Genomic DNA, 25,763 nt, shown 5'->3' with positions numbered 1-25,763 from the left:
GCCCCATGACTGAGCTGCGTAACGTCGAAGCGGACATCAAGCGCTTTCGCCTGCGCCTTTTGGTGGTCGGGCTCGTCATGCTTTTTGGCTTTGGATTGGTCGTTGCGCGCCTGTATGTGCTGCAGGTCGTTCGCCACGATGCTTACGCCGAACGCGCAGAAACCAACCGGACCGCCGTGGTGCCCATCGTGCCCAACCGCGGACAAATCCTTGATCGCAATGGCGTGGTGCTGGCCACCAACTACAAGGCCTACACGCTGGAGATCACACCTTCACGCGCTCGCCCTCTGGAAGAGACCATTGATGCGATCAGCGAAGTGGTGGAGATTACGCCACGCGATCGCCGTCGTTTCAAGCGCCTCATGGAAGACTCGCGAAGCTTCGAGTCGCTACCCATCCGTATGCGCCTCTCAGACGAGGAAGTCGCGCGCTTTGCGGCTCAGCGCTATCGATTCCCCGGCGTGGAGATCAAGGCTCGGCTGTTTAGAACCTATCCGCTCGGTGAAGCGGGCGCGCACGTCGTCGGCTATATCGGGCGCATCAACCAGGCTGAAAAAGAACGCATCGACGACTCCGAAGACGAGGCCAACTATCGCGGCACCGACTACATCGGCAAGCTCGGCATCGAAAGCAGCTTCGAAAAACTGCTGCACGGCACCACCGGCGTAGAACAGATGGAGACTTCAGCTGGCGGGCAAGCGGTACGGCGCTTGGCCAGCCACCCAGCAACTCCTGGGGACTCGGTTCGCTTGTCAATCGACATCACTCTGCAAAAGCTGGTGGAAGATCTTTACGGGGAGCGGCGCGGTGCACTGGTCGCATTGGACCCACGTAACGGTGAGGTGCTGGCCTTCGTCAGCAAACCCACCTACAACCCGAACCTGTTCGTCGAAGGCATTGACCATGAAACCTGGGCTGAACTGAACGGTTCGCTCGACAAGCCATTGCTCAATCGCGCTCTTCGTGGCACCTACCCACCAGGCTCGACCTACAAACCCTTCATGGGCCTTGCAGCGCTGGAAACAGGAAAACGAGCCGCAGGAACCGTGGTGATGGACGGCGGCTCCTGGACCTTTGGTGGCCATACCTTCCGCTCTGGCCACGCGTTGGGTGCGGTCGACCTCCGGCGCGCCATCACCCTATCCAGTAACGTCTATTTCTACCAGCTCGCCAACGACATGGGTGTCAACGCCATCCATGATTTCATGAAGCCGCTGGGCTTCGGGCAGGTCACCGGGATAGACATTCCTGGAGAAACGCGTGGCATCTTGCCCTCCACCGAATGGAAGCGCAACGCGTACAAGCGGCCCGAGCAACAGAAGTGGTTTGCTGGCGAAACGATTTCCCTGGGCATCGGACAGGGCTACAACAACTTCACCATGCTGCAGGTGGCGCAAGCCACGGCCACACTGGCCAACGGAGGGGTGTGGCACACACCTCATCTGGTGAAAGCGCGGCAAAATTCCATTACGCAAGAGTTTGTGGAGGTCCCTCAGCCGCCTCCGAAGAGCCTGGGCTACAAGCAAGAAAACGTGGCTCTGGTGCTCCGCTCCATGGTGGGCGTGACACAAGAGGGCACATCCACACGCGTCTTTGCAGGTGCGCAGTATGTCTCGGGCGGGAAAACAGGTACAGCGCAAGCCATCACCATCGGCCAAAAGGGGCGCTATAACGCCTCCCGTCTGGCTGAGTACCAGCGTGACCACTCCCTCTACATTGGTTTTGCACCGGCAGACAATCCCAGGATTGCTGTGGCCGCCATCGTGGAGAACGCGGGCTTTGGCGCCGCGCATGCTGCGCCTCTGGTGAGGCGAACAATGGATTATTGGCTCTCCGGCATTTTCCCCAGCGAGCAAGACATGGCCGCCGTTCAACGAGGTCAGGCCGGAGCCCCCATAGGCACCCCGCGCCGTGCGTCCGATATGGCCATTTCCCCACCGCAAACCGCCCCCTGAAGCTCTATGCAAGCCTTTCAGAACATCGACCTCGCATCGTTTCTAGACACGCTACTCAGTCTCTCGACTGCGTTCTTTCTGGGCGGTGCCATAGGGTTGGAGCGCCAGTACCGCCAGCGCACGGCGGGGCTGCGTACCAACGTCCTGGTGGCCGTGGGCGCGGCCATCTTCGTCGACATTGCCTACCGTCTGGCCGGCGCTGACGGTGCCACACGAGTCATCTCCTACGTGGTCTCGGGTATTGGCTTTCTGGGCGCGGGCGTCATCATGCGTGAAGATGGCAACGTTCGAGGCCTGAACACCGCGGCTACCATTTGGTGCTCCGCCGCCGTGGGCGCTTGCGCGGGCTCCGATCTGATCATCGAGGCGGTGCTGGGCACCGCGTTCGTCCTGGCTGCCAACACGCTGCTGCGCCCTATCGTCAACCGCATCAACCGCCAACCGCTGGATACTGAAGCGGTGGAGGTGACCAATACCGTTCATGTAATTTCCCCTAAGAGCTGGCAGAGGCAAGCCATGCAGCTGCTCGAAGCCGAACTCGAAAAATCCCGCTATCCAACGCGAGATTTGGATGCACACGCGTTCGGAGACGATGCTGTGGAAATTGAAGCCGTGTTGACCGTGACAGGCGTAGATGGTGAGGAATTGGACGCCCTGGTGGCCCGGCTGGCAGCCAGCCCCTACGTCACCCAAGCCTTCTGGAGCCCAAGCACTACGGAGTGATCGCTATCGCCTATCGCGGTTTTAAGGGGAATTAATTGGAAGGATCTCTCTAGCTCTTCTATAGTGGACCTACTCCCACTACAAAGAGACCTACCCAATGAGCGACGATATCAAGAAGTGCCCCGTGACTCATCTGACCACGGACTTCGGCGCCCCCGTATCCACCAACCGCAACAGCCTGACCGCTGGCCCCCGTGGCCCGCTGTTGGCGCAAGATGTGTGGCTGCAAGAGCGCCTGGCGAATTTCGTGCGCGAGGTCATCCCTGAACGCCGCATGCACGCCAAGGGCTCAGGCGCCTTCGGCACCTTCAAAGTCACACACGACATCACACGCTACACCCGAGCCAAGATTTTCAGCGAGGTGGGTAAAAAAACCGAGATGTTTGCGCGCTTCACTACCGTGGCGGGCGAACGCGGCGCGGCCGATGCCGAGCGCGATATCCGTGGCTTTGCCCTCAAGTTTTACACCGAAGAGGGCAATTGGGACATGGTTGGCAACAACACCCCCGTTTTCTTCATTCGCGATCCGCGCCAGTTTCCCGACTTGAACAAAGCCGTGAAGCGCGATCCTCGTACCAACCTGCGCAGCGCGCTGAATAACTGGGACTGGTGGACGCTCAACCCGGAAGCACTGCATCAGATCACCGTGGTCATGAGCGATCGCGGCATTCCCGCCAGCTACCGCCACATGCACGGCTTCGCTTCGCACACCTACAGCTTCTGGAACCAGGCCGGCGAACGCTTCTGGGTGAAGATGCATTTCCGCACCCAACAAGGCATCAAGAACCTGACGGATGCCGAAGCAGAGGCACTGGTGGGCAAGGATCGTGAAAGCCACCAGCGTGACCTCTACGAAGCCATCGAACGCGGTGAATTCCCCAAGTGGAAACTGTTTGTACAAATCATGCCGGAAGCAGACGCTGAGAAATACCGCCTGCACCCGTTTGATCTCACCAAGGTTTGGTACAAAGGCGACTATCCGCTGATCGAAGTCGGCGAGTTCGAGCTGAACAAGAACCCGGAAAACTTCTTTGCCGACGTCGAACAAGTGGCGTTTGCTCCCGGCAACCTGGTTCCCGGTATTGGCGCCAGCCCAGACCGCATGTTGCAGTCAAGGCTCTTCAACTATGCAGATGCGCAGCGCTTCCGCCTGGGCACCAACTACCAGCAAATCCCGGTGAACAAGCCGCGCTGCCCAGTCAACAGCAACCACCGGGATGGCGCGGGCCGCGTCGATGGCAACTACGGCGGCCTGCCCCACTACGAACCCAACAGCTTTGGACAATGGCAAGCTCAACCGGAATTCATGGAGCCACCACTGAAACTGACTGGTAACGCTGACCATTGGGATTACGACAAGGACGACAACAACTACTTCGAGCAACCCGGAAAACTGTTCCGCTTGATGAGCGCCGAACAGAAGGAAGTCCTTTTCGGCAATACCGGCCGCGGAATGGGCGATGCGCCAGAGTTCGTCAAGTTTCGCCACATTCGCAATTGCAACGCCGCCGATCCAGCCTATGGCGCAGGCGTGGCCAAGGCACTGGGCCTGGACCTGGCGAAAGCACTGGCCTCCAAGAAAGACGATCCAATGTTCGGCAGCCCGCTGGTGGCACTGCCCGCATGATCTAGTCGCTGCGAAGACCGTGTTGACAATTTATCCCATCGTCAACACGCTCAAGCGCAAACGCCCCTGCTAAAACAGGGGCGTTTTCTTTTGAGGCGCCACGAAACTCTGAGCGCTTCTCCGCATTTCATACCCTCGATGTTCGCCAGGAAGTAAACCGTTCGCGCTGAGCTTGGCCTCAAGACGTGGCTGGAGCTGCAATCTCGACCAACACCCGGCGCAGGGTGACCTGCTCCCCCACGGCCGCACTCAGCGCGCTGACCCGGCCACTCACAGGTGCCACATGCACATGCTCCATCTTCATCGCTTCAAGGGTGATGATGGGCTGGCCGGCCTCGACCAGATCGCCCTCGGCCACCAGCACCGCCACCACGCGCCCGTTCATCGATGCGCGTACTTTGCCATCGCCATCTCCAGCCGCTGAGCGCAGAGCGGCACTGCGGGTGTGATCGTTCACGGCGACAGGCTGCCCCCGGTAGTGCAGCAGCAGCTGTGAGCCGTCGCGCAGGAAAGCGGCGCTCTCCATGACGCCATCGACCACCAGGCGAGCCTGCTGCGGGGCGAACCCCACCAAATCAATCACGTGCTGCCGCCCTTCGACCTGAATCTCAAAACAGTGTGAGCTACTCTGCGTGATCTGGACCTTGTGCCGTGCGTTATCAATCTCCAGCAGCATGCCCACCGGTAGCGAGTGCGCCAGGCGCCGCAAGCCACTCTGCGTAGAGCGTTCGTTGGTGGTTTCGAAAAGCAGCACAGCAGCCACGGCCAGCGCGCGCTCGCGAGCAAGGCCTTCCGTTTGCAGCAGTTGCTCCTGGTGCTCCGCAATGAACCCCGTAGTCGCCCCTCCTGCCGCAAACACCGGATGCCGCAAACAACTGCCCAGGAACACCTGATTGGTGGTCACCCCCAACGCCACGGTCTGGTGAAGCCCCAACATCAGGCGCCGGCGTGCCTCATCACGGCTGGTGCCGTGCGCAATGATCTTGGCGATCATGGAGTCGTAGTAAGGGGGGATCTCTGCCCCGGAGCTCAGCGCCTGTTCCACACGCAGGCTGCCGGGTGCTTGCCAGAGCAGCATCGTGCCGCTTTGAGGCATGAACCCTTTGCTCACGTCTTCGGCGCACAGGCGTACTTCAATGGCGTGCCCTTGGAAAACCACATCCTCCTGCTTCAGTGGCAGCCTCTCCCCTGCCGCCACACGCAACTGCAACTCCACCAAATCCAACCCTGTGATGGCCTCGGTAACTGGGTGCTCCACCTGGAGGCGGGTGTTCATTTCCATGAAGTAGAAATGGCCATCTTGATCGAGTAGAAACTCAAGCGTGCCGGCGCCTTCATAGCCGATGGCCTTCACCGCGGCCACGGCCGTAGCGCCCATGCGATCGCGCAAGGCCGCATCCACCGCCGGCGAAGGCGCCTCCTCAATCACTTTCTGATGGCGTCGCTGTACCGAGCAATCCCGCTCGCCGAGGTGAATGGCATGTCCATACCGATCAGCAAAAACCTGGATCTCAATATGGCGCGGCGTGGTGATAGCGCGCTCCAGAATGACCTCGGGGTCACCGAAAGCATTCTGGGCCTCAGACTGGGCGCTGCGCAGCAGATCGGGGAACTCCTTGGCCGCGCTCACCAGGCGCATGCCTCGTCCACCCCCACCGGCAGTGGCCTTGATCATCACTGGAAAGCCAACGCGCTCTGCCTCGCTCAACAGCCGTGCTGCACTCTGGTCTTCGCCTTGGTAACCTGGAATGCAAGGCACCCCGGCGTCCATCATGATTTTCTTGGCGCCCGCCTTGTGGCCCATGGCAATGATGGCTTCGGGCGAAGGGCCAATAAACACCAAGCCCGCATCACGACACGCCTTGGCAAAGCTTGCGTTCTCCGCCAGAAAACCATAACCAGGATGCACGGCATCGGCCCCGGTCTGGCGCGCCGCCTCAATGATGGAATCCACGTTCAGGTAAGACTGCGCCGGCAACGGCTCGCCTATACACACGGCTTGATCAGCCTCAAGCACGTGGCGAGAGTGCAGATCGGCTGTGGAATACACCGCCACCGTCATGTAGCCCATGGCGCGGGCCGTGCGGATCACACGCAGCGCGATCTCACCGCGGTTAGCAATAAGAATCTTGTGAAAGGGAGTAGATACGGTCATGGCCGGGCAACTGAAAACTGCATGGACTGAGGTTGGCGTGCGGCCGCTTCACGGCAGGTGGCCAGTACGTTGGCCAACACGGCCCGGGTGTCACGCGGATCGATCACGCCATCATCCAACAGCTGCGCGCTGGTGGTGAACACACTCATCTGGCGATCAAAGCGATCGATGATATTTTGCTTGAGCGCCTCGATACGAGCCTGATCCACCTCCCCTTTGCGCCGCATGGCCGCTTCGGTGACGATGGCCATGGTCTCAGCCGCCTGTTCGCCGCCCATCACCGCCGTCTTGGCGTTGGGCCATGAAAAGCAAAAACGCGGGTGAAAGCCGCGCCCGCACATGCCATAGTTGCCGGCTCCGAACGAAGCGCCGCAATACAAGGTGATCTGCGGCACGGTGGCGTTGGTCACCGCCTGAATCATCTTGGATCCGTGCTTAATGATGCCACCCTCTTCATAAGCCTTGCCCACCATGAACCCCGTAGTGTTGTTCAGGTAGAGAATGGGAGTTTTGGCTTGGCAGCAAGCCTGAATGAAGTGCGTGGCCTTGGTGGCTCCGGCGGGATCGATGGGACCATTGTTGGTGATGACACCCAAGGGCCAGCCTTCAATCTTGATGTGCCCACACACGGTGGCGCCCCCATAGTTTTCGCCAAACTCCAGAAACTCGGAGTCGTCAGCGATGCGGGCAAGCACCTCTTTCATGTTCACCGGGCGCTTGTGATCCATCGGCATGATGCCCAGAAGCTCCTCGCCGTCGTAGCGCGGGGGCTTGAAGCGGCGGGGTGCATCGGCAGGCACGCCGTGATTCCAATCGATCTGGCCCATGACCTCGCGTGCAATACGCAAGGCATCGCGGTCGTCTTCGGCCAGATAGTCTCCCAGACCGGAGATAGAGGCGTGCATCACCGCGCCGCCAAGCTCTTCTTCCGTGGCAATTTCGCCGGTGGCAGCCTTGAGCAGTGGCGGCCCTGCCAGGAATGCCCTGGATCTACCCCGCACAAGGATGATGTAGTCAGACAAGCCCGTTTGATAGGCCCCACCCGCGGTAGATGAGCCGTGTGTCACTGTGACTACCGGCAAACCTGCTGCTGACAACCGCGCCAGATTGCGAAACGTATTGCCGCCGCGAATGAAATCCTCCACCCGGTATGCCATGAGGTTGGCGCCCGCACTCTCCACCAGCTGAACGTAAGGCAGCTTGTTTTCCAGCGCCAGCTCTTGCGCCCGCAAGATTTTGTCCAGGCCCATGGGCTGCAATGCACCCGCATCAATCCCGGAATCGGAAGCCATCACCATGCACCGGATGCCGCTGACAAACCCAATGCCGGCGATCACGCCCCCACCTGGCACGCTTTTGTCGAGATCAGCGTTGTCCAGCCCCAGGCCTGCCAGGGTGGAAAATTCCATGAATGGTGTTCCCGGATCGAGCAGCAGCGCCAGGCGCTCACGCGGCAGCATCTGGCCACGCTTTTCAAATCTCTCACGTGAAGCAGCAGATTTTTGCCGGGTCCGCTCCTCATAAAGCCGGACTCGGGTCAGGAGCAACTGCATACCCTCCCGGTTAGCGCGATAGGCATCACTGGCTACTGATAAGGAAGTCTCGATATTGGCCATGGTCTTCTTGGTTGATACGTTTGAAGCCACTCTGTCTCACAGTAAGGAGCGGCTTCGATTGCAAGCCCGAATCCGGCTCGCCAGCATGCAACACATCGTAGTCGCATGGCGACTTCTGATCTGGTGAAAATGAGCCAAATTAGATGAGGGTTGTCCCGCAGCGGACTCAGCGAGCGCCGGCATCCCTTGATCGCGTTGTCGGTCGACAAGCCACTATGGTGGCTTGGCGCGGCTTTGAGGCGAACGTCGCACACGCTTTCCCGAAACGCTTCTAACGCTGGCGCTTGCCAGGCACCGCAAATCGCGTTTGCCCGGCGCGCTTCGTGAGACCCCTCTACCACTGACGCTATCCATCATTGAACACAGGCTTTAGCCCCTAGACTTCCGATGCCAGATGTCATCCCATGCGGGCACCAGTGAAATAAGGGCAAGCAGCACCGCAAGCGGCACCGTGAAGCCATAGCCGACCTGCTTAAAGCCAAAAGCCCCGGAGATGCCTCCCAACAGGAAAGCCAGCAATAGGCCTCCGAGCACGACAATTCGATCCCGATCGGCCCGGACATGGTGCTCAGACGGTCTGCCTCTATCGATATTCCAATACATCAGCTTGCCCAGCTCAATACCAAGGTCTGTCACGGTACCGGTCATGTGGGTCGTGCGAATAACCGCTCCTGAAAGCTTGGTCATGGCCGCGTTCTGCAAGCCCATGATGAAGCACAGTAGAACAACCGTAAAAGGAATCAGCAGTCCGTCAAACGATGCCAGGCGGGCACCCAGTAAACCAAAGCACAGGATGAGTGCCGACTCCAGGAGCAACGGAAGCGAATACTCACTAGCCATTGCCTTTCGGCGAGCGAAATTAACCAGGATGGCGCTACATATGGCCCCTAGAAGGAACGCAAGTATGGCAACCATTCCATCGACCACCAGATCGAGATAGCCCAAAGCGAAGTTGTCTGCGAGCGCCGACAACATACCCGTGACATGCGAGGTATATTGCTGTACGGCTAAGAATCCTCCAGCATTAAGAGCGCCCGCCACAAACGCGAGAAACCACCCCAATTGCCGGTTGCCCGCTGTGGTGCGATGACGACCGACTAGAAATCGAGCATAGTTAGTCGGCACGGGCTATCTCACTTGACTGAAGTTGGTTCATGTCGAATACGTGGCAATAACAGGCGAGTGCTTGACAATACAACAGCGTAGAAAGCAAGTGGCGGTAGTCCCCGTCTGAATAAGTGGCTACAGCTGAAACGCTCCTGCGAGACTACGAAATTCAGTCTGGAGCGCACCGTGCGTCAGGACACGTACCCAAGGAAATTCTCCTTTCCGGGAACTATTGCCCCACGCCTACTGATCATTTTCGTACCTCGGGCTGCAGGGTCTTCGGCTTCCAGCTTAGACTGACTCAATCCATACATTTTTCCGGGAAAGGTCCTTATGAAGAAACGTGTTGTTCTAGCCACCATGGCCTTGTTCGCCGCAATGGCATCCCCGTTTGCTCACAGCCAAATGCTTGATGCGCTCAAGGACCGGCTCAACCAGTCCAACGCCACCTCTGGCACCAGCGGCGATGGTGCCAAAACCGGCGCGGCTGCGGCCCTGGCAAGTGGCTTGGGCCTCTCCATGCCCAGCATTGGCAGCAGCAGCCTGGGCAATGCAGCGGGGGTACTGGAGTACTGCGTCAAGAACAACTACCTGAGCGCCGATGCCGCTGGTGGCGTGAAGGACAAACTGCTCGGCATGGTCACCGGCCAGAAACCACAGCAAACCGGCTACGACACCGGAGTCAAAGGCCTCCTGCAAGGCAGCGATGGCAAGTCAATGAGTCTCGACAACGTGGGCAGTCAGATCAAAACCAAAGCCTGCGACTACGTGCTCTCCAATGCCAAGTCGCTGATTTAGCCTGCGTGTCTCCCCTAGCCGCCCGAAAGCGCGGCAGGTGGATGACCAAGGGATCTGAAAATGCAAAAAGCCGGTCTATGACCGGCTTTTTTTTAAGTGGGCGGGTTAATTACTTAACCGAATCCACCATGTACTGAACGGCAGCTCTGAAATCAGCATCAGATGCAGTCGTACCACCCTTGGCTGGCATGGCACCTTTACCCGTGGTGGCAATCTTCAGGATTTCTTCGAAGCCAACACCCAGACGCGGAGCCCATCCTGCTTTGTCGCCGAATTTAGGCGCACCTGCCACACCTGCCGCATGGCAAACCACGCAAGCGCTTTCATACAAAGCCTTGCCCACAGCTGGACCGCCAGCTGCTGCTGGAGCCGCAGCGGCCGCAGGGGCAGCTACTGCCACCACCGCAGCGGGTGCGGGCGTTGCTGCTGGAGCGGCTGCGGCTTGAGGCGCTGCGTCTGAGGCTGCTGCGTTCGCCGCTGGAGCCGCGGGCTCAGCAAACTTGGCACCAGCTGCGTTGGCCATGTAGGCTACGGCGCGGCCAATTTCCACATCTGTGAAGTTACCGCCGCCCTGTGGCGCCATACCGCCTTTGCCAGCAAGCGCCGAATGAATAAGCTTGTCAAGGCCGGTAGCGATACGGGCTGCCCATTGACCGGCGTCCTGGAACTTGGGCGCACCCGCCAGACCAGTGGCATGACAGGCCGCGCATTGCGCCTTGTACACCTCTTCGCCGCCAGCCAGTGGGCGGTTGGCATCGCGGATTTCCACGGTGCCGATTTTTTGAATACGCTGGGCGATCGCGCGCTCAGTATCTGTGGCCCCAGGCGAAAGCTTGTTCGCCGAAGTAACGTAGTAAACGAGGCCGATGATGATAAACACCGGGATCACGAATGCCGCGAAACTGACCCAAAATAGCTGTTTGGGTGTCTTGACCGGGCCAGTGTGTGCTTCCTCGTGCGTGTTGTCGCTCATGGCGTCCTCGGGGGGATCAGTTCGTGGTGGTTTTCTATTGCGGAGCACGTGCGTCATCATGCGCGGCTCCGCTGCAAGCCGCTGATTATAGGGCGGCTTGCGCGTGCACCTCAGCGCACGCGCAAGGGCCTCTTAACCCGCAGGGCGCGAAGTACCGGCGGCGGGCTCACTCCAGCCTCCGCCAAGTGCCTTATAGAGCTGCACTTCGTTGGTACGCTGAGCCTGCCGCGTCTGGGCCAGCGCTTGCTCTGTGGAGAAGAGCGAACGCTGTGCATCCAGCAGATCCAGGTAGCTGGCAATGCCGTTGCGATAGCGCAGATCCGCCAGGCGGAAGCGGTCGCGTTCGGCGGTAGCCTGAGCCTCAAGCGCTTTCAGTTGATCGCCCAGCGCGGCGCGGCCGGCCAGTGCGTCGGCAGCCTCGCGAAACGCCGTTTGGATGGCTTTCTCGTACTGCGCCACGGTAATTTCTCTACCGGCTTTGGCCACATCCAGGTTCGCCTGGTTACGGCCCCTGTCGAAGATCGGTACCGTAATGCTGGGAGCCAGGGACCAGGCCCCCGCACCGCCTGAGCTCACCAGCCCATCCAGCGTGGTGCTCGCACGTCCAGCGCTGGCAGTCAGGGTGATGCGTGGGAAGAAGGCCGCACGCGCAGCGCCGATGTTGGCGTTAGCAGCGATCAGTTGCTGCTCGGCAGCGCGAATATCCGGCCGGCGCAGCAGCAAGTCGGAAGGCAGTCCAGCCGGCACCGCAGTGAAGGTGGAAAGCTCTCCCGTCGGGGCGACAGGTGGCGTAGCCTGAGTCAAATCATTGGACGGCGGTGCAACCGCCACCATTGGCACGGCCGGTATCAGTCGCTCCGGAATCGCCTGACCCACCAGCAAGGTGAGCAAGTTGATATCTTGCGCACGCAGACGCAATTGCTGAGCCCGCGCCGCCTGCGCAGAGGCGCTGAGCGATTCGGCTTGGCGCAAGTCGAGTGCAGATGACGCGCCGTTGTCAAAGCGCAGCTTGGTCAACCGCAACGATTGATCTCGTGAGGCGAGCGTGCGCTCTGCCAGCAGCAGCAGCTCGGTATCTGCTTGCAAAGCCAGCCATGCCGTACTTACAGAGCTGACCAAGCTGATCTGCGCCGACTTGCGAGCTTCTTCCGTGGCCAGGTATTGCGCCAGGGCCGCGTCCTTAAGGGCGCCCACACGGCCAAAGAAATCCAGCTCCCAAGCCGTGATCCCCACGCCAAGCGTATAGACAGAGCTCACGTTCGAGCCGCCCTCACCACCGGCTGCGTTAGGTGCTTGGCGCGTCCCGGAAAGCGCTCCCGACAGGGTGGGCACTTGATCAGCCCGGCGGATCTGGTACTGAGCACGGGCTTGCTCAATATTCAGGATCGACACACGCAAGTCACGGTTATTAGCCAGTGCCAACTCGATTATTTCGCGCAAACGGACGTCATGCACGAATTCTTGCCACGGCAGATCTGCCGCGGCAGTACCACCGACCAACTGCGCACCTGCGGTATCGGGCCATTGCGCGGTCACTGGCGCAGCAGGGCGTTCGTAGGTAGGAATGAACGAGCAGCCCGCCAGCACACTGGCCAGAGCCAGTGCCGTGAGCGGCCGGATTGCTCCACTAGCGCGGGAAATACGGTACTTAGTCATGTGAGTCCTTTTTGGCGCCAGCTACTGGAGGCTCGGCACCTTCATGCATGGCGCGCCGCTCTTCTGCGGAGAGGCCGTGCTCAGCCGCTTCAACATAGGCGTGCGCGGCCTCAGGAGTAATGCCCGCTTGCGCCGCATGCTCGGCATAACGTTCACGCTCGCGTGGGCTGCTCTTGAAGATTTTCCGCACCACCACGAAGAAGATCGGCACGAAGAACACAGCCAGGAAAGTACCCACGACCATGCCGCCGATCACGCCGGTACCGATGGCACGTTGGCTGGCAGAACTCGCTCCGGTGGCAATCGCCAACGGCAGCACACCCAGAATGAACGCCAGCGAAGTCATGACAATCGGGCGGAACCGCAGGTGCGCAGCAGCCAGCGCTGATTCAATCGCGCTCATGCCCTGCGCCTGCAGATCCTTGGCGAACTCGATGATCAGAATAGCGTTCTTGGCCGATAGCCCAATGATCGTGATCAGACCCACCTGGAAGTACACGTCGTTCAGGAGCCCACGCCCGGTAATGGCCAGCAACACGCCAAGTACGCCCAGCGGAACCACCAAAATCACGGCCAGCGGGATCGACCAGCTCTCATACAGCGCAGCGAGCGCCAGCAGCACCGCCAAGATGGCGAAAGCGTACAGAATCAGCGCCTGGTTGCCCGCAAGCTTTTCCTCGCGTGATTGACCAGTCCACTCAAAGCCGAAGCCTGCAGGCAATTTAGCTGCCAGCGTCTCCATCTCCTTCATCGCCTCGCCCGTACTGAACCCTGGCGCAGCTCCGCCCGCAATCCGCATCGCGGGATAGCCGTTGTAGCGGATGGTCTGCATAGGGCCGGTGATCCAGCGGGTTGTCGCAAACGCGGACAGCGGTACCGCTTGGCCTTTGCTGTTGAGCGCAGTCAGGCGGAGGATATCCTCCGGTTCCATACGGGCCTGAGCATCCGCTTGCACCACCACGCGCTGCATACGGCCTGCATTCGGGAAATCGTTCACGTAAGCCGAGCCCAGTGACGCAGAAATCGCGTTATTGATCGCGGCAAAGCTCACGCCTTGAGCAGCGGCCTTGTCGCGGTCAATGTCCACCTGCAGCTGAGGCGCATCTTCGAGGCCGTCAGGACGCACGCCCGCCAGCACTTTGCTCTGCATAGCCATGCCCAGCATCTGATTGCGCGCACCGACCAGAGCATCATGACCGTTTCCACCCCGGTCTTGAAGACGGAAGGTAAAGCCGGAGCTGTTGCCCAACTCCGGAATAGGAGGTGGATTCAGCGCAAAGATAAAGGCATCCCGAACGCCCGAGAGCGCTCCCATCGTACGGCCCGCAATAGCGTCAGCACTATGTTCCGGGCCTTTTCGCTCATCCCAATGCTTCAGCGGAACGAATGCGAGTGCCGCGTTCTGACCTTGACCAGAGAAGGAGAAACCCAAGACGGACACCACGTTGGCCACCTCTGGCTGCTTCTTCATGAAGCTCTCCATTTGCTCCACGACGCTCTGAGTGCGTTCCATGGTGGCGCCGGGAGGCAACTGCATGTTCACGATGAGATAGCCCTGATCTTCCGAAGGCAGGAAGGAGGTGGGCAGTCGCGTGTACATGATGGCCACGACCGCTGCGAGTGCCAGATAGACCAGCATCAATCGTCCAGAGCGACGCAGCAGTTTGGCCACCACGCCTTCATAGCCCTTGGCGGTACGGTTGAAGCCTCGGTTGAACCACCCGAAGAACCCGCGCTTTTCATCGTGATGCCCAGCTTCAACTGGCTTGAGCAAGGTGACGCAGAGAGCTGGCGTGAGCGAAAGCGCCATGAATGCCGAGAAGAAAATCGACACGGCCATGACCGCCGAGAACTGGCGATAAATATTACCGACTGATCCAGCAAAGAACGCCAGCGGCACGAACACCGCAATCAGGACCACCGTCACACCGATGATGGCGCCCGAGATCTGGCTCATGGCTTTTCGTGTGGCAAGCAAGGGTGACAACCCCTCCTCGGCCATGATCCGCTCCACGTTCTCAACCACCACGATGGCATCATCCACCACGATACCAATCACCAGCACCATGCCGAACATGGTCAGCACGTTGATGGACATGCCGAACGCCAGCAGCGCAGCAAATGTACCCAGCAGTGCCACCGGCACCACAATGGTTGGGATGACCGTGTAGCGCCAGTTCTGGAGGAACAGGAACATCACCAGGAACACCAGCACAATGGCTTCGACCAAGGTCTTGACCACTTCGTTGATCGAGATCTTCACGAACTCGGAGCTGTCGTATGGAATGGTCCAATGCATGCCAGCCGGGAAATACGGCTCCAGCTCTTTCATGCGCTTCTTGATGGCTTCGGCTGAGGCCAAGGCATTGCCGGAAGGCGAGAGCATGACACCCAGGCCAGCACCAGGCTCGCCGTTCAGGCGCGCACTTGTGGCATAGCTCTGCGCGCCCAGCTCAATGCGCGCCACATCTTTCAGACGTACAGAACTACCATCGGCGAGGCCGCGCAAGACGATATTGCCGAACTGCTCTACGCTGCTGATCTGCCCAGGCACAACGACCGTCGCTGCGACGGTTTGTCCCGCGATCAACGGCAAGTCACCAATCGAGCCCGCCGACACTTGCGCGTTTTGCGCCTGAATAGCGCTGCTCACGTCAGACGGGGAGAGGTTAAAGCTTTGCAGCTTGGCAGGGTCGACCCAGATCCGCATGGCACGCTCGGAGCCGAACAGCTGCACTTGGCCAATGCCGGTTACCCGTTGCAACTCAGGCAAAACGTTGCGGGAGGCGTAGTCTGTCAACTGAGCCACGTCCAGATCGGCATTGGACGAAGACAGCATCACGAAGAGCAAGAAGTTCGATTGCGATTTTTCGACCCGGACACCCTGCTGAACCACCGTGGTGGGCAGACGAGGCGTGGCGCGCGAAAGTCGGTTTTGAACATCGACCTGCGCCATATCGGCGTCCGTGCCTGGCTCGAACGACAGCGTGATGCTTCCGGAGCCATCAGCCTGAGCCACCGACTCCATGTAAGCCAGCCCAGGAGAGCCGTTCATTTCGCGCTCGATCACCGACAGCACGGCGTCTTCCATCGTTTTTGCCGAAGCACCAGGATAGGCGGCGGCGAGCACGATGGTGGGCGGTGCCACTTTGGGGTACTGCGAGATGGGCAGCTGGGTGATTGCGGTTACCCCAATCACCATAATGAAGAGAGCGATCACCCATGCGAAGATGGGGCGATCAATAAAAAACTTGGCCATGCCTTGAGTCCTCGCTGCTTACTTGGAAGCTGCTGAAGCCGGTGCTTGCGCGGCAACTACGCCGGAAGCTGGGGTTTGGGGGGCTGACGCGGGCGGGGCTGCTGGAGCTGCGGCAGGTTTGCCTTCTTGCCATGGCACGGCCTTTACGGCCTTCACACCTGGCATCAGCTTCATCACGCCGTCCACGATCACCTGCTCGCCTGCCTTGAGGCCATCCAGGATGACCCAGGACTTGCCTTGCGCTTCACCCACTTTCACTGGGCGCGGAGCAAACGAGCCATCGGCTGCGACCACCAGAACTGAATCGCCCTTGCTGCCGCGAGTGACTGCTTGCTGTGGCAGCAAGATGGCATTGTTGACTTGCGCCTGCTCAATGCGTGCGCGTACATACATGCCTGGCAGCAACATGCCCTGTGCATTGGGCACTTCAGCACGCAAGCTGATCTGACCAGTCGCTGGATCTACCGACAAATCGGAGAACAACAACTTACCGGGGCTGCCGTAGACGCTTCCGTCTTCCAGTATCACTTGCACCTTGGCAGCTTCGCCACCGCCGGCACGCGACAGCTGGCCGCTTTGCAGGGCCTGACGCAGCTTCATCACTTCACCAGCAGATTGCGTGACGTTCACATACAGCGGGTTGATCTGCTGGATGACCGCCAACTGAGTAGCCTCACCCTGGCCGACCAGCGCGCCCTCAGTGACCAATGCGCGGCCAATGCGGCCATTAATAGGTGCGGTGACCCTCGCATAACTGAGGTTGATGCGGGCGGTTTCCACGGCAGCACGGCCAGCCTGCACATCAGCTTCAGCCTGGGCTCGCGCGGCCACCGCATTGGCATATTCCTGCTTGCTGACTGCGTTAGCTTCCACCAGAGGCTTGTAACGGTCGGCAAGCGCTGCGGCCTGCGACAGGTTGGCCTGGGCGCGGGCTGCTGTAGCCTGCGCGCTCAGAAGGGCTGCGTTGTAGGGCGCGGGATCTATGGCAAACAGCGCCTGCCCGGCTTTGACATCGCTGCCTTCCTGGAAGAGCCTTTTCTGCAAGATGCCTGCTGCACGTGCACGCACTTGAGCGACCCGGGAGGCTTCGAGCCTGCCAGGAAGCTCCGTCACCAAGCCCACAGTACCGAGCTGAACAGTCACCACTCCAACTTGAGGTGGAGGCATCCCACCGCCGGGAGCTCCCCCGGCTGGAGCGGCGTCTTTCTTGCCACAGGCGGCTAAAGACAAGGCCAGCAGCACGGCAGCGCCTACAGGCAGCAGGCGCGGAGGCAACGAATAGCGAACGGCACGCGTATCTGACATGTTGATTTCTCTTGCTTTTCTGGAAAAAAAGGGAGTGCGGCCCCGCGGTGGAGCAAGCACTGGGTAGACATTGCGGATGACTGCAGGTCTGCCACGTAAATCTAGCAGCAACCGGCGTAATAACCGAGTGAAAACGTTCGGAATTATACATACATTCAAGAATGTATATGCTAATATCGAACGAAATATCCTCTTTTTATCTCTATCTGATCGTTCAATGGCCCGCCGTACCAAGGAAGACGCTCAAGCGACGCGCAGCGCGTTGCTGGATGCCGCAGAGCACGTGTTTCTGCAGCGCGGAGTCTCTCGCACATCTTTGAATGACATCGCCCAGGCTGCGGGAGTGACTCGTGGCGCTCTTTATTGGCATTTCAAGGATAAGGCTGACCTGTTCAACGCCATGCTGGAGCGAGTCACGCTCCCTCTCGAATGCATGCTGCCGGACGTCACCGGAGATGACCCCATCGCCGCGCTTCGCCAAGGCCTGAAACATGCGTTGCGGCAGATCGTTCGCGACGAGCAAACCCGGCGCGTGCTGGAGATTGCCACTCTGATGGTGGAACACACCCCGGAACTGGGCGCCATTCGGGAGCGTCATCTACAGACTCAGCGCGAGCATGTGCTCTGCCAGCATTCCGCACTCGAAAACGCCAGCCAGCAGCTCGGCGTTGCACTTCCAGCCCCTGCTGAGCAGTTGGCCCATGGGATGCACGCCATGGTGCACGGGCTGGTCTTCAGCTGGCTGCTTGATCCCTCCTTCGATCTGGAAGCCACCGGTTTGAACGCACTCGATGTCTTTTTACGTGGACTCGGCCTGTCTTCACCGGTGAACGCCCACAATCAGGGATAATGCAGGGCTTACTTCAAATGCGGCTGTAGCTCAGTGGATAGAGTATCGGCCTCCGAAGCCGAGGGTCGTGGGTTCGATCCCCGCCAGCCGCACCAAGAACAAGACCAGAAATCCCGCCGGATTCCAGAGCCCGTATGCAGCGATTGCATGGCGGGCTTTTTTCTTGTCCAACGCAACCCAGGCGGTGCTGCAGAATCATCACAACGAAAGTGGCGATTTTTCCATTGGCCAATCAGGGAATCGAGTTACTGCGCGGTGCAGGTGACCAGCTTGGCGTGAAGAGTGGGTCACGAGGGACTCCTTTTTGCCGTAGACGACACAACCGGCGCTTATGGTGAAGCACCGGTTGTCTCAGCATTCAGCGCGTGGGACGCCGGACCTGACGCACACCCAAACCGCCCAGCAGGAGGCCCATCGCGATCAACGCCCACTCACCCAATGTGGGCACGGCTGTGGGCGCGGGTGTGGGATTGCCCGCTGGGGCCATCCTGAAAGAGGCGCTGACGGTGCAGTCAGCGTTGACGGGGCCGGTGGTGAAAGTGGCGCCGGCGAGCGAACCACCGCAGTTGCTGGAGGCAGTATCGACAATGTAGTTGGGGTCTGGCGTGAGCACGACTGCGGCCGTCAGCCCGGCTTGCACGCCTTGGGGCGGCCCTACACGCCCGCCTGAGCCTGCGGTGGCGCTGACCAGGTAACCCGGCGTACACCCACTGGACCAAGTGGAACCTTGTGCGGTATTCCAGGCCGCGTCGGTGGGCGAAGGCGTATGCAGGAGGTTGGGGCACAGGGCGGATCCGCCCGGCTGCAATGTGGCGGGTGCGGCGGGCGGTGTGCCGCTCAATTGGTTGTTTTCGACTCGGAAGGATTCCAGCGCAGGCAGGCCGGCAAGGCTGGGGATCGGCCCGCTGAGTTGGTTGTCTTCTACGTAAAGAGTTCGCAGCACCGACAAGCCGCTCATACTGGGAATGGAGCCGGTCAGCTGATTGCTGGAAACGGAGAAATACTCGAGCGCAGTCAATCCGTTGAGGCTGGGAATGGCGCCTGTCAGCTGATTGATCGCGAGCCCGATGTCTGTCAGTGCCGTCAGCGTATTCAGCGTTGCCGGCAGTGGACCCGCCAAGTTGTTGGAACTCATGAGAATCCGCTCGACCCTGTTGCCAGCCACATCACAGTAAACGCCATGCCAAGTGCACTCGGTGCCAGGTGCACTGAACGTGCCAGCGGTCTTCCATCCTGTGTTGGTGGTCCAGCCATCGCCAGCCGTGCCGTTGTAAAGGTCAATCAGCACCTGGCGCTCGCCGGCTGGTACGGCAGCGTGTGCTGGCAGCATGAGGCACGTGGAGCCCGCGGCAATGGCCAAGCTGGTGAATATGGCGCGTACGCGGCTCACGGAGCGACTAGCTCGGCGCATTGAAAGGTCTGACATCTTGAAGCTCCCTGGTGTTGACGTGAGTGCACCGGTGGACTGCGCTTGCTTCCTACAGGCCCCGGATGTTCTGTTGTTCAGCGTATTCGGTGTGCTCGCCGCACACCCAGCCCACCTGCCCATGGATGGGTTCGGTGAGGCCCTAATCACGATACAGAAATTCAATCTATCCGGCTTGGTCTATAGTGAAACCCGCTAGGACTAGAGTGAAATACGTTCGATATTTTTTATTAAGAATACGTCTGAGAGTAGTTGTAGATAACTGAAGTTTGCTATCTTTTTGAAAGCAACATGCAACACACAAAGGAGCGATATATTTTGTAAGCAATTGAGCAGCGCACTTTGGTGAGCCGCTTCAGAGTAATCTTTAGAACTCAGCGGCATCAACGGCGAGAACTCAATGTGAGGACATCCTCCTCACTTGATTGGAAGAGCTGTACACGCACCGGACGCTTTTATTCATTGAAACCAGTCAATACTGGCTTATCATTTCGAGAGCGCAAAGCGGATGCATTCGAGATTAATTGCTTCGTGGCGACGACACTTCCATTCAAAGCTTCAGATCGTAGCTATCACCAATAAGCCAAAGCCCATGAAAAATAAATTTACTTGTGGAAGCGTGCTGGTCTACGCCCTTGCCTTGACTGCTTGTGGAGGTGATGGTGGAAATACACCTCCTACTAATGTAATTCGAGCTGACGAGGGGATTTGGACTACTTACTTAGATCCAAATCCTGACGGCCACAATATGATGCAAGCCATTATTTTGAATGATGGCTCATATTTTGGAATTTCAGGAAGAGCGGCGCCCAACAACATGTCGTTTTGCCCGGAGGCAGTCTCATACGGCAAAGCCAATGCGAATGGAAACACAGTCTCTGGCACATACGCCGAAGCTTCCGGCATATATGCTGAAACAAGTACATTCAGGACTGGTGCTTACTCAGGAACAGCTTTCACCAAAGAAAACATAAGCTTAACATTTGAAAGTACAGGATTATCAGGCGCACCAGAGAAACGTAATTTCTCATTAAGCTATGACAGCATTTATGACCGCCCAGCTTCACTTTCTGAGATTGAGGGAGGCTACAATCAGGCGATTTTCGACTGCGGTGGTACTGGCTTCGGCAACCCTGGCGTTCCAGTTGATCCAGAAAAGCCACCAATCCCTACTGTATTATTAAATCCATTAATTTCCGGAACCAGCCTCAATCTAGTAGACAAGAATGTAGGCGCTGTTATGACGGGGACTGTGGCCCCGCATGGAACGGCAGTCAATGTATTTGACCTTAAATTGACCACTACGGTCCCCGTGTGGAGTTTTGGCTATTTTAATAGCGGTGGAGTCATAGGACTGAAGGGCGCGGCCTTGCCTGCTGGAACTGTTTTCAAAGGTGTTCTTTTTACCACCTCGTTCGGTGTTCTGAAGAATAAGATTCAAATATTTCTGACTTCCGGAAATACTTTTTACTCCTATATGGGCACCAAGAAAATTGATTGATCGATTGCTTGCGACGCAGAAGGATGCTGAATTTACCGAGTTCCACAGCCATCATGCAGCCATTGCGTAGCTCAATATTTCTTGGCTCTCACCCTCCTGGGACCTATCATCAAGATCCCGTAAATTTTTCAGTGCAAGTCGGCAAAGGAAGCTCCCGTGAATGAAAATCTCGCCGTTCTCCTGGTGCTGGCCTGCACGCTTGGAGCGTGGGTCGGGGTTTGGCATACCGTCGCGAATCGCCGCGTTGCGCTTAAGAAAAGCCGCTTCCTCGCCCATCTGTTCGGAGCGTTAGCGGGCAGCGGCGCCGGCCTCGGCGCATTTCTCTTGAGCGGTGCCTTTCTGATGCCTGCCGAAGATGAAGGCGGATCGATGGCGCTTGGGGTGTTGGGCGCGGCGATGCTTTGCACGCACCTCGGCGCGCTGCATCGTCCAACGAAGCAGTCGAAAAGTGTGAACTCCGTACCCCGCGTCCCGATGGAAGAGACTGTAGGGTTGCCGTTTGACGTGCGCCCAGTTCCTTCCCGCGTGCCGCGCTCACCCATTGAGGAGTCACTCCAGAGATTCTGGCAAGAAAAAAAACACCGGTGGGTGGAGCATTTTCGACAACAGGAACAACGGCGACGCGAGCGGGAAAAAGTACTGAGCATGCCTTTCAGCACCTTCTTTTCTCAGCGAATTGAAGATCACCTGCTGCTTTGGTGCGGTGTTTTATTCCTCGTCCTTTGGGGCAGCATCTTTGTCTATGTGCCGCTCCCCGGAGAGTGGCTGGCTCAACTAGTTGTGAGTTTTATCGCCACGGGTCTGCTCGCAGCCCTCTGGGGGGTGTCTTGTGTGCTGATTGTTCCCGGCTTATTACTAGCATTGGGTCTGCTGCCGTTTGCCTGTATTAGCATCATCGCTGAAGGCTGGTGGCGCACCCGCCACAATGAGTCCTACATCGCGCCGCCCGTCGCCAGTAATTTCACCCAGGCATCTCCAACCAACTCATGTCATAGCGCCTGTCACTGGCTCGTTCCACTCGTTGTTGGTTTGTGGATAGGTAATTCGTGGGGTAACGACGATTAAGAGAGCGGTTACGGGATCAGGCGAGCCTCGTCTGAGATTGAGCAATATGCCGTTCCAGCGAAAGTCATCCGCAGATGAAGCAAAAAAAACGAGATGACATGCATCTCGTTTTTCGTTTGAGCGACCTTGTTGCAGGCCGCGTTGGGCGCTATCAGGCCGATTCGCCGCTTTTCACGTGGAAGCCATGGGCAATGGCGTCACGGGTGGACTCACGCACTTGGGCACGAGTCGCAGTGCTACGCACAGACTTGGCGTCGGAAACAGAGTCGTAACCGTTAACGAGGGGTGGGTTGGCAATGGCGTCCTGGCGCACAGCGTCACGGCTCAGTGTGCTGACAGCCTGTGCTTCGTTCAGAAACTGTGGATCTTCGTCAGACACTAGTTGTACTGCAAAAGCGTTGCCCGGTCAAAACGATAGAAACCAGGGAAGCGAGGACGATGCTTTTAACTTGCATGATCTTCCCCTTAAAGTTAAATTTTTACTGGATGAAGATATAGGCTGGACATTTATACAGCATCAGTATTACTATTGCGCTGAGCGGTAGATTGCACCGCTAGGACACGCCTTTGGACACTATCGCACTCCCCGATCATCTGACCCAATTCACCGAGGCTCCTTCCACCTACTCTGACCTTCTGCGAAGACCAAGCTTTAGGACCGATGTTGATCCGAAGCTCAATCGCCTAGCGGAAGTCCTCACCCCGTACACGTTCGGCAATGAAGTCCCCTGTGGCCTCACCACATGCCATCAAGGTCACCTCCACGGGTTTCTTGTCCGCACGACAGAAGGACACGAGACCAACATTGGTCATGTGTGCGGTCGAAACCACTTCGGAGAGGATTTCGACATTGCCAATGCGACCTACAGGCGCAACGCGGATCGACGCGACGCGGTGAACCAGATTCTTGCACTGCAGGAGCGCGCTCCTGCGGTTCGGCAGCAAGTAACGTCACTGGTGAATCAGCAGTTCGGTGTACGGTGGGTCTATCACCTAATGGGATGTCTCAATCGGCGCATCGGAGCGCAGGCATACGCCTACCTAATCACCAGAGCGAAGCGCGAAGACATGGCGGTGACCAGGGTGTCAGAACGATCCGAAGAGGATATCTTGCGCCTCATGCGCGACACAGGAAAGAAGCGCGACCAAGTCCGCTACATCGAGGAGCAAGTTGGAAGGTTACCGTCCATGAAATGGCTGTATTGGGACTTTAAGAATGAAGTCGTAGCGGGGGTGGATGAAGCGTTCCGTTTAATCACTGAAGTTGATCCCAACATGGAGACTAAAAGACTGAAGGACGCAAGCAAGCTGTGCTTCGGTTGGGACGTAACGCTGCGTACTGCCCAAGCTCACCTCGAAGACGCGATGCGATTCCTTGCCGCTGATAACTTAGAGATCGCACACGTTGCCGTCGAGGAGTTCCTTCGGGATAAGACGAAACCCGATACGCCATGGAGCTTGAAGGAGTGGGCGGAGACAGGCGAAGCCAGGGTGTTGATGCGGGGAGATGGCAGGACCGTGGAGCCGGTTATCACGCCTGTGAAACAGGTCTCGAAAGGTAAGCTGAGGAAGCGCAAACGGCGTTGAGTCGGCAGCGATTTGACCAGCATTGCGCATGTAGGGAGACGGGTTTGAGTCTCCCAAGGTCTGACCGTTCAGTGAAGCTTCAAGTACGTCGCTAAGCTACCAATAATTGCTCCGATAGCGGTCGGCGGGATAAACAACTGAGCCCACTTCAGAAGCAGTTCGGATTTTGCGCGACGCTCGGCTGGTCGTTTTGCGTTCTCTTCTTTCTTGCGTCTGAATTCGTCGAGGTGCCAATTGGCGCGTGCGGCAAGAAGCGCCTCTGGAACGGTAGATATGCCCAATCGAGGCCCTAATGCGGAACCGCTGTCGAGCCAGGTACGTAGAGTCGCTTCCCCAGTCCTTTCAAAAAGTGGATCTAGTTCAGCAAGGGCTTCTACCTCACCGAGAACTATGTCCATGGCATTACTGCACTCATGGATGGCAATGCCAGCTTTATATCCCCGCCAGACAGTCTCTTCAAAGTAAGGTTCTTGGACAACTGTCAGAGCGTGGTTCAGGCCGATCAGCAAGCCAAAATAGGCTGCTTCATCTGCTTTACCAGCCTCTATGGTCCGTCCTAACTCACCCGAGAGCATAATTTTTACAAGCATACGCCATTCGCGACTGTCCATCTCCTCTTTGAGCCTCTGGAACATCTGCTGGCCGCCCTCGGGTGATCCCAAATCGATACCCGCGAGCTTATCGCTCTGCTGAAGTTCGTTTTCCCAAACCTCCCTACTGATATTGATCCTCTCACTGAGCTCGTCAACTTTTGCTGGCATCCCTTCCATTAAGAGCTTCTGCAAGAAGTAAGGGATGCCTTCTCGGGAGAGGCGACCTTGTACCTTGGATGGGTCAAGTGACATTTGAAGAAGGGCGGTGGGAATCGCAATGGTCTCCCCTGCCTTGGCGTGAAGCCCTTTTCCTCCCTCGCCCAGCCTAATAAAGTACTTCGTACGACCACAGACATCACAAGAGCCTGAAATATGGGGAACTTCGAGGGGGCGAAGGTTAAGTCCACAGTCGCTACAAAATCGCTCTATTGGAGGCTGGTTCATTGCGCTAGTCTAAACGGCGCAATTGTTCTACTAGCCTGCGGCAGGCTAATTTGAAGGGCGCCTAAAGGGCTTGAAAATTAGTGCCTTGGAATGGCCTTCTGCGCTGAGACCAATAACTCGAACGTCTCATATCGAGATCGAAAAACGAGTTGCTTTGGCCTTGAAGGCTTCGTGCCAAGGCAGTTGCGTCGTTAAAGACGCCGACTGCGGAAAACAACATATAAGGGTTAGCCTCACGCTGAATTTGGATGGTTTCGGCCCAAGCCAAATTAGTTGATGCCTCAGTAACGTCCCGTTGCGTTGGGCAATTGAAACGCTGTCGCTCAGGTTGTCCGCTGTTTCGGAGCTTTTAGGCGCAAGAGCGATCCGCAGATGAAGCAAAAAAAAACGAGATGACATGCATCTCGTTTTTCGTTTGAGCGGCCTTGTCGCAGGCCGCGTTGAGCGGTATCAGGCTGATTCGCCGCTTTTCACGTGGAAACCGTGGGCAATGGCGTCACGGGTGGACTCACGCACTTGGGCGCGGGTCGCAGTGCTGCGCACAGACTTGGCATCGGAAACAGAGTCGTAACCGTTAACAAGGGGTGGGTTGGCAATGGCTTCCTGACGCACAGCGTCACGGCTCAGTGTGCTGACGGCTTGTGCTTCGTTCAGAAACAATGGGCCTTCGCCAGATGCTGGTTGGGCTGCGAAAGCGTTGCCAGCCAGAACGATGGAGAACAGGGAAGCGAGGGCGATGGTTTTAACTTGCATGATCTTTTCCTTTGAATTGAATCTTTGTCCAGCGAGACTGCCCGTCAAGGCGGCCTCCTCTTCGTTGAATCCGCTTTATCTTTTCGGACTCACCGCGGAGGAGGCTTTTGCTTGGAAAGCTACTGGCCGGCTCCGTAAGACGTAGTTTGCGCCTGAACGGGGGTGTTTAAAACCACCGAACGAGAACAACACTTTCTTCGAATTGGAAACAATCTTTTCGAAGAATAAGGATCAGGTTGACCTTAGGCACAGGCCAGTTGAAGCCGCCGAACTGCGGACGTTTGATCTCAGCAATGAATTTGCCAGCTCGGCAATGCAGCGTAGTCGCTCAACTCTTTCCAGGGCAACCTCATTCGCGGCACGTCCCAGG

General features: G+C 58.0%; 20 protein-coding genes and 1 tRNA gene. 10 read left to right on the top strand and 11 right to left on the bottom strand.

What is annotated here, in order from left to right; translation table 11 throughout:
• Positions 1–5 precede the first annotated feature (5 nt).
• From mrdA to G518_RS0103810, 3 genes are all read left to right on the top strand, one after another.
• Entirely contained in the window at positions 6–1,955 is a 1,950-nt protein-coding gene (gene mrdA, locus G518_RS0103820) for a penicillin-binding protein 2 (protein WP_028601397.1), read from the top strand.
• A 6-nt stretch (positions 1,956–1,961) separates the two neighbouring features.
• Entirely contained in the window at positions 1,962–2,678 is a 717-nt protein-coding gene (locus G518_RS0103815; RefSeq protein WP_028601396.1) for an MgtC/SapB family protein, read from the top strand.
• A 97-nt stretch (positions 2,679–2,775) separates the two neighbouring features.
• A complete protein-coding gene (locus G518_RS0103810; RefSeq protein ID WP_028601395.1) occupies positions 2,776–4,305 on the top strand; it encodes a catalase in 1,530 nt (509 codons plus the stop codon).
• Positions 4,306–4,483: 178 nt separating this feature from the next.
• Here the strand turns inward: G518_RS0103810 and G518_RS0103805 are convergent, their stop codons facing one another.
• The 3 genes from G518_RS0103805 to G518_RS0103790 all read right to left on the bottom strand — a co-directional run bounded on the left by G518_RS0103805 (position 4,484) and on the right by G518_RS0103790 (position 9,201).
• A complete protein-coding gene (locus tag G518_RS0103805; protein ID WP_028601394.1) occupies positions 4,484–6,460 on the bottom strand; it encodes an acetyl-CoA carboxylase biotin carboxylase subunit in 1,977 nt (658 codons plus the stop codon).
• A complete protein-coding gene (locus tag G518_RS0103800; protein ID WP_028601393.1) occupies positions 6,457–8,076 on the bottom strand; it encodes an acyl-CoA carboxylase subunit beta in 1,620 nt (539 codons plus the stop codon). The genes G518_RS0103805 and G518_RS0103800 overlap by 4 nt, the downstream gene beginning before the upstream one ends.
• A 369-nt stretch (positions 8,077–8,445) precedes the next feature.
• Positions 8,446–9,201, bottom strand: a complete 756-nt coding sequence (locus tag G518_RS0103790) for a YoaK family protein (RefSeq protein ID WP_028601392.1) — start codon at positions 9,199–9,201, stop codon at positions 8,446–8,448.
• A gap of 315 nt (positions 9,202–9,516) precedes the next feature.
• Between G518_RS0103790 and G518_RS0103785 the strand changes: the two genes are divergently transcribed.
• Complete coding sequence (locus G518_RS0103785; RefSeq protein ID WP_028601391.1) at positions 9,517–9,981, top strand: DUF2501 domain-containing protein; 465 nt, start codon at positions 9,517–9,519, stop codon at positions 9,979–9,981.
• Positions 9,982–10,090: 109 nt separating this feature from the next.
• Here the strand turns inward: G518_RS0103785 and G518_RS0103780 are convergent, their stop codons facing one another.
• The 4 genes from G518_RS0103780 to G518_RS0103765 form a co-directional block, all read right to left on the bottom strand.
• Positions 10,091–10,954: a c-type cytochrome gene (locus tag G518_RS0103780; RefSeq protein WP_028601390.1), complete on the bottom strand. Its 864-nt coding sequence runs from the start codon at positions 10,952–10,954 to the stop codon at positions 10,091–10,093.
• 132 nt (positions 10,955–11,086) lie between these two features.
• A complete protein-coding gene (locus G518_RS0103775) occupies positions 11,087–12,610 on the bottom strand; it encodes an efflux transporter outer membrane subunit (RefSeq protein WP_051235991.1) in 1,524 nt (507 codons plus the stop codon).
• Positions 12,603–15,869, bottom strand: a complete 3,267-nt coding sequence (locus tag G518_RS33770) for an efflux RND transporter permease subunit (RefSeq protein ID WP_084651448.1) — start codon at positions 15,867–15,869, stop codon at positions 12,603–12,605. The genes G518_RS0103775 and G518_RS33770 overlap by 8 nt, the downstream gene beginning before the upstream one ends.
• A gap of 18 nt (positions 15,870–15,887) precedes the next feature.
• Positions 15,888–17,174 carry an efflux RND transporter periplasmic adaptor subunit gene (locus tag G518_RS0103765; RefSeq protein ID WP_051235989.1) on the bottom strand — a complete coding sequence of 429 codons (1,287 nt, stop codon included), beginning with the start codon at positions 17,172–17,174 and terminating at the stop codon, positions 15,888–15,890.
• Between the two features lie 217 nt (positions 17,175–17,391).
• On the opposite strand from G518_RS0103765, the gene G518_RS33765 reads away from it, so the two are divergent.
• Positions 17,392–18,024: a TetR family transcriptional regulator gene (locus tag G518_RS33765; RefSeq protein WP_036593537.1), complete on the top strand. Its 633-nt coding sequence runs from the start codon at positions 17,392–17,394 to the stop codon at positions 18,022–18,024.
• Positions 18,025–18,043: 19 nt separating this feature from the next.
• Positions 18,044–18,119, top strand: a tRNA-Arg gene (locus G518_RS0103755).
• 263 nt (positions 18,120–18,382) lie between these two features.
• Here the strand turns inward: G518_RS0103755 and G518_RS38260 are convergent.
• Positions 18,383–19,450, bottom strand: coding sequence for a leucine-rich repeat domain-containing protein (locus tag G518_RS38260; RefSeq protein WP_169457893.1), 1,068 nt, complete (start codon positions 19,448–19,450; stop codon positions 18,383–18,385).
• Position 19,451: 1 nt separating this feature from the next.
• On the opposite strand from G518_RS38260, the gene G518_RS40330 reads away from it, so the two are divergent.
• The 3 genes from G518_RS40330 (at position 19,452) to G518_RS0103735 (ending at position 22,016) form a co-directional block, all read left to right on the top strand.
• Positions 19,452–19,649 (top strand): hypothetical protein, encoded by a 198-nt coding sequence (locus G518_RS40330; protein WP_169457892.1) that lies wholly within the window; start codon positions 19,452–19,454, stop codon positions 19,647–19,649.
• Positions 19,650–20,042: 393 nt separating this feature from the next.
• Positions 20,043–20,951 carry a hypothetical protein gene (locus tag G518_RS0103740; RefSeq protein ID WP_156909269.1) on the top strand — a complete coding sequence of 303 codons (909 nt, stop codon included), beginning with the start codon at positions 20,043–20,045 and terminating at the stop codon, positions 20,949–20,951.
• 156 nt (positions 20,952–21,107) lie between these two features.
• Positions 21,108–22,016 carry a hypothetical protein gene (locus G518_RS0103735; RefSeq protein WP_028601384.1) on the top strand — a complete coding sequence of 303 codons (909 nt, stop codon included), beginning with the start codon at positions 21,108–21,110 and terminating at the stop codon, positions 22,014–22,016.
• 151 nt (positions 22,017–22,167) lie between these two features.
• Here the strand turns inward: G518_RS0103735 and G518_RS0103730 are convergent, their stop codons facing one another.
• Positions 22,168–22,395: a hypothetical protein gene (locus G518_RS0103730; RefSeq protein ID WP_028601383.1), complete on the bottom strand. Its 228-nt coding sequence runs from the start codon at positions 22,393–22,395 to the stop codon at positions 22,168–22,170.
• Between the two features lie 188 nt (positions 22,396–22,583).
• Between G518_RS0103730 and G518_RS0103725 the strand changes: the two genes are divergently transcribed.
• The gene (locus G518_RS0103725) at positions 22,584–23,603 is read left to right on the top strand and encodes a hypothetical protein (RefSeq protein ID WP_028601382.1); all 1,020 of its coding nucleotides are present in this window, start codon (positions 22,584–22,586) and stop codon (positions 23,601–23,603) included.
• A 68-nt stretch (positions 23,604–23,671) separates the two neighbouring features.
• Here the strand turns inward: G518_RS0103725 and G518_RS0103720 are convergent, their stop codons facing one another.
• Both G518_RS0103720 and G518_RS0103715 read right to left on the bottom strand, forming a co-directional pair.
• Positions 23,672–24,640, bottom strand: a complete 969-nt coding sequence (locus G518_RS0103720; RefSeq protein ID WP_156909268.1) for a hypothetical protein — start codon at positions 24,638–24,640, stop codon at positions 23,672–23,674.
• Between the two features lie 450 nt (positions 24,641–25,090).
• Complete coding sequence (locus G518_RS0103715) at positions 25,091–25,393, bottom strand: hypothetical protein (protein ID WP_028601380.1); 303 nt, start codon at positions 25,391–25,393, stop codon at positions 25,091–25,093.
• Positions 25,394–25,763: the final 370 nt, after the last annotated feature.

It is taken from the genome of Ottowia thiooxydans DSM 14619, assembly GCF_000422885.1.
In the GTDB taxonomy this organism is placed as follows: domain Bacteria; phylum Pseudomonadota; class Gammaproteobacteria; order Burkholderiales; family Burkholderiaceae_C; genus Ottowia; species Ottowia thiooxydans.
Note: the sequence above shows the minus strand (reverse complement) of the source record. Positions and strands in the feature narration are given on the sequence as shown.

Excerpts from the sequence above, each read along its gene's own strand:
- mrdA (WP_028601397.1), top strand. The coding sequence starts at position 6 with ATGACTGAGCTGCGTAACGTCGAAGCGGACATCAAGCGCTTTCGCCTG.
- G518_RS0103815 (WP_028601396.1), top strand. The coding sequence starts at position 1,962 with ATGCAAGCCTTTCAGAACATCGACCTCGCATCGTTTCTAGACACGCTA.
- G518_RS0103810 (WP_028601395.1), top strand. The coding sequence starts at position 2,776 with ATGAGCGACGATATCAAGAAGTGCCCCGTGACTCATCTGACCACGGAC.
- G518_RS0103805 (WP_028601394.1), bottom strand. The coding sequence starts at position 6,460 with ATGACCGTATCTACTCCCTTTCACAAGATTCTTATTGCTAACCGCGGT.
- G518_RS0103800 (WP_028601393.1), bottom strand. The coding sequence starts at position 8,076 with ATGGCCAATATCGAGACTTCCTTATCAGTAGCCAGTGATGCCTATCGC.
- G518_RS0103785 (WP_028601391.1), top strand. The coding sequence starts at position 9,517 with ATGAAGAAACGTGTTGTTCTAGCCACCATGGCCTTGTTCGCCGCAATG.
- G518_RS0103780 (WP_028601390.1), bottom strand. The coding sequence starts at position 10,954 with ATGAGCGACAACACGCACGAGGAAGCACACACTGGCCCGGTCAAGACA.
- G518_RS0103775 (WP_051235991.1), bottom strand. The coding sequence starts at position 12,610 with ATGACTAAGTACCGTATTTCCCGCGCTAGTGGAGCAATCCGGCCGCTC.
- G518_RS33770 (WP_084651448.1), bottom strand. The coding sequence starts at position 15,869 with ATGGCCAAGTTTTTTATTGATCGCCCCATCTTCGCATGGGTGATCGCT.
- G518_RS0103765 (WP_051235989.1), bottom strand. The coding sequence starts at position 17,174 with ATGTCAGATACGCGTGCCGTTCGCTATTCGTTGCCTCCGCGCCTGCTG.
- G518_RS33765 (WP_036593537.1), top strand. The coding sequence starts at position 17,392 with ATGGCCCGCCGTACCAAGGAAGACGCTCAAGCGACGCGCAGCGCGTTG.
- G518_RS38260 (WP_169457893.1), bottom strand. The coding sequence starts at position 19,450 with ATGTCAGACCTTTCAATGCGCCGAGCTAGTCGCTCCGTGAGCCGCGTA.
- G518_RS0103740 (WP_156909269.1), top strand. The coding sequence starts at position 20,043 with ATGAAAAATAAATTTACTTGTGGAAGCGTGCTGGTCTACGCCCTTGCC.
- G518_RS0103720 (WP_156909268.1), bottom strand. The coding sequence starts at position 24,640 with ATGAACCAGCCTCCAATAGAGCGATTTTGTAGCGACTGTGGACTTAAC.
- G518_RS0103715 (WP_028601380.1), bottom strand. The coding sequence starts at position 25,393 with ATGCAAGTTAAAACCATCGCCCTCGCTTCCCTGTTCTCCATCGTTCTG.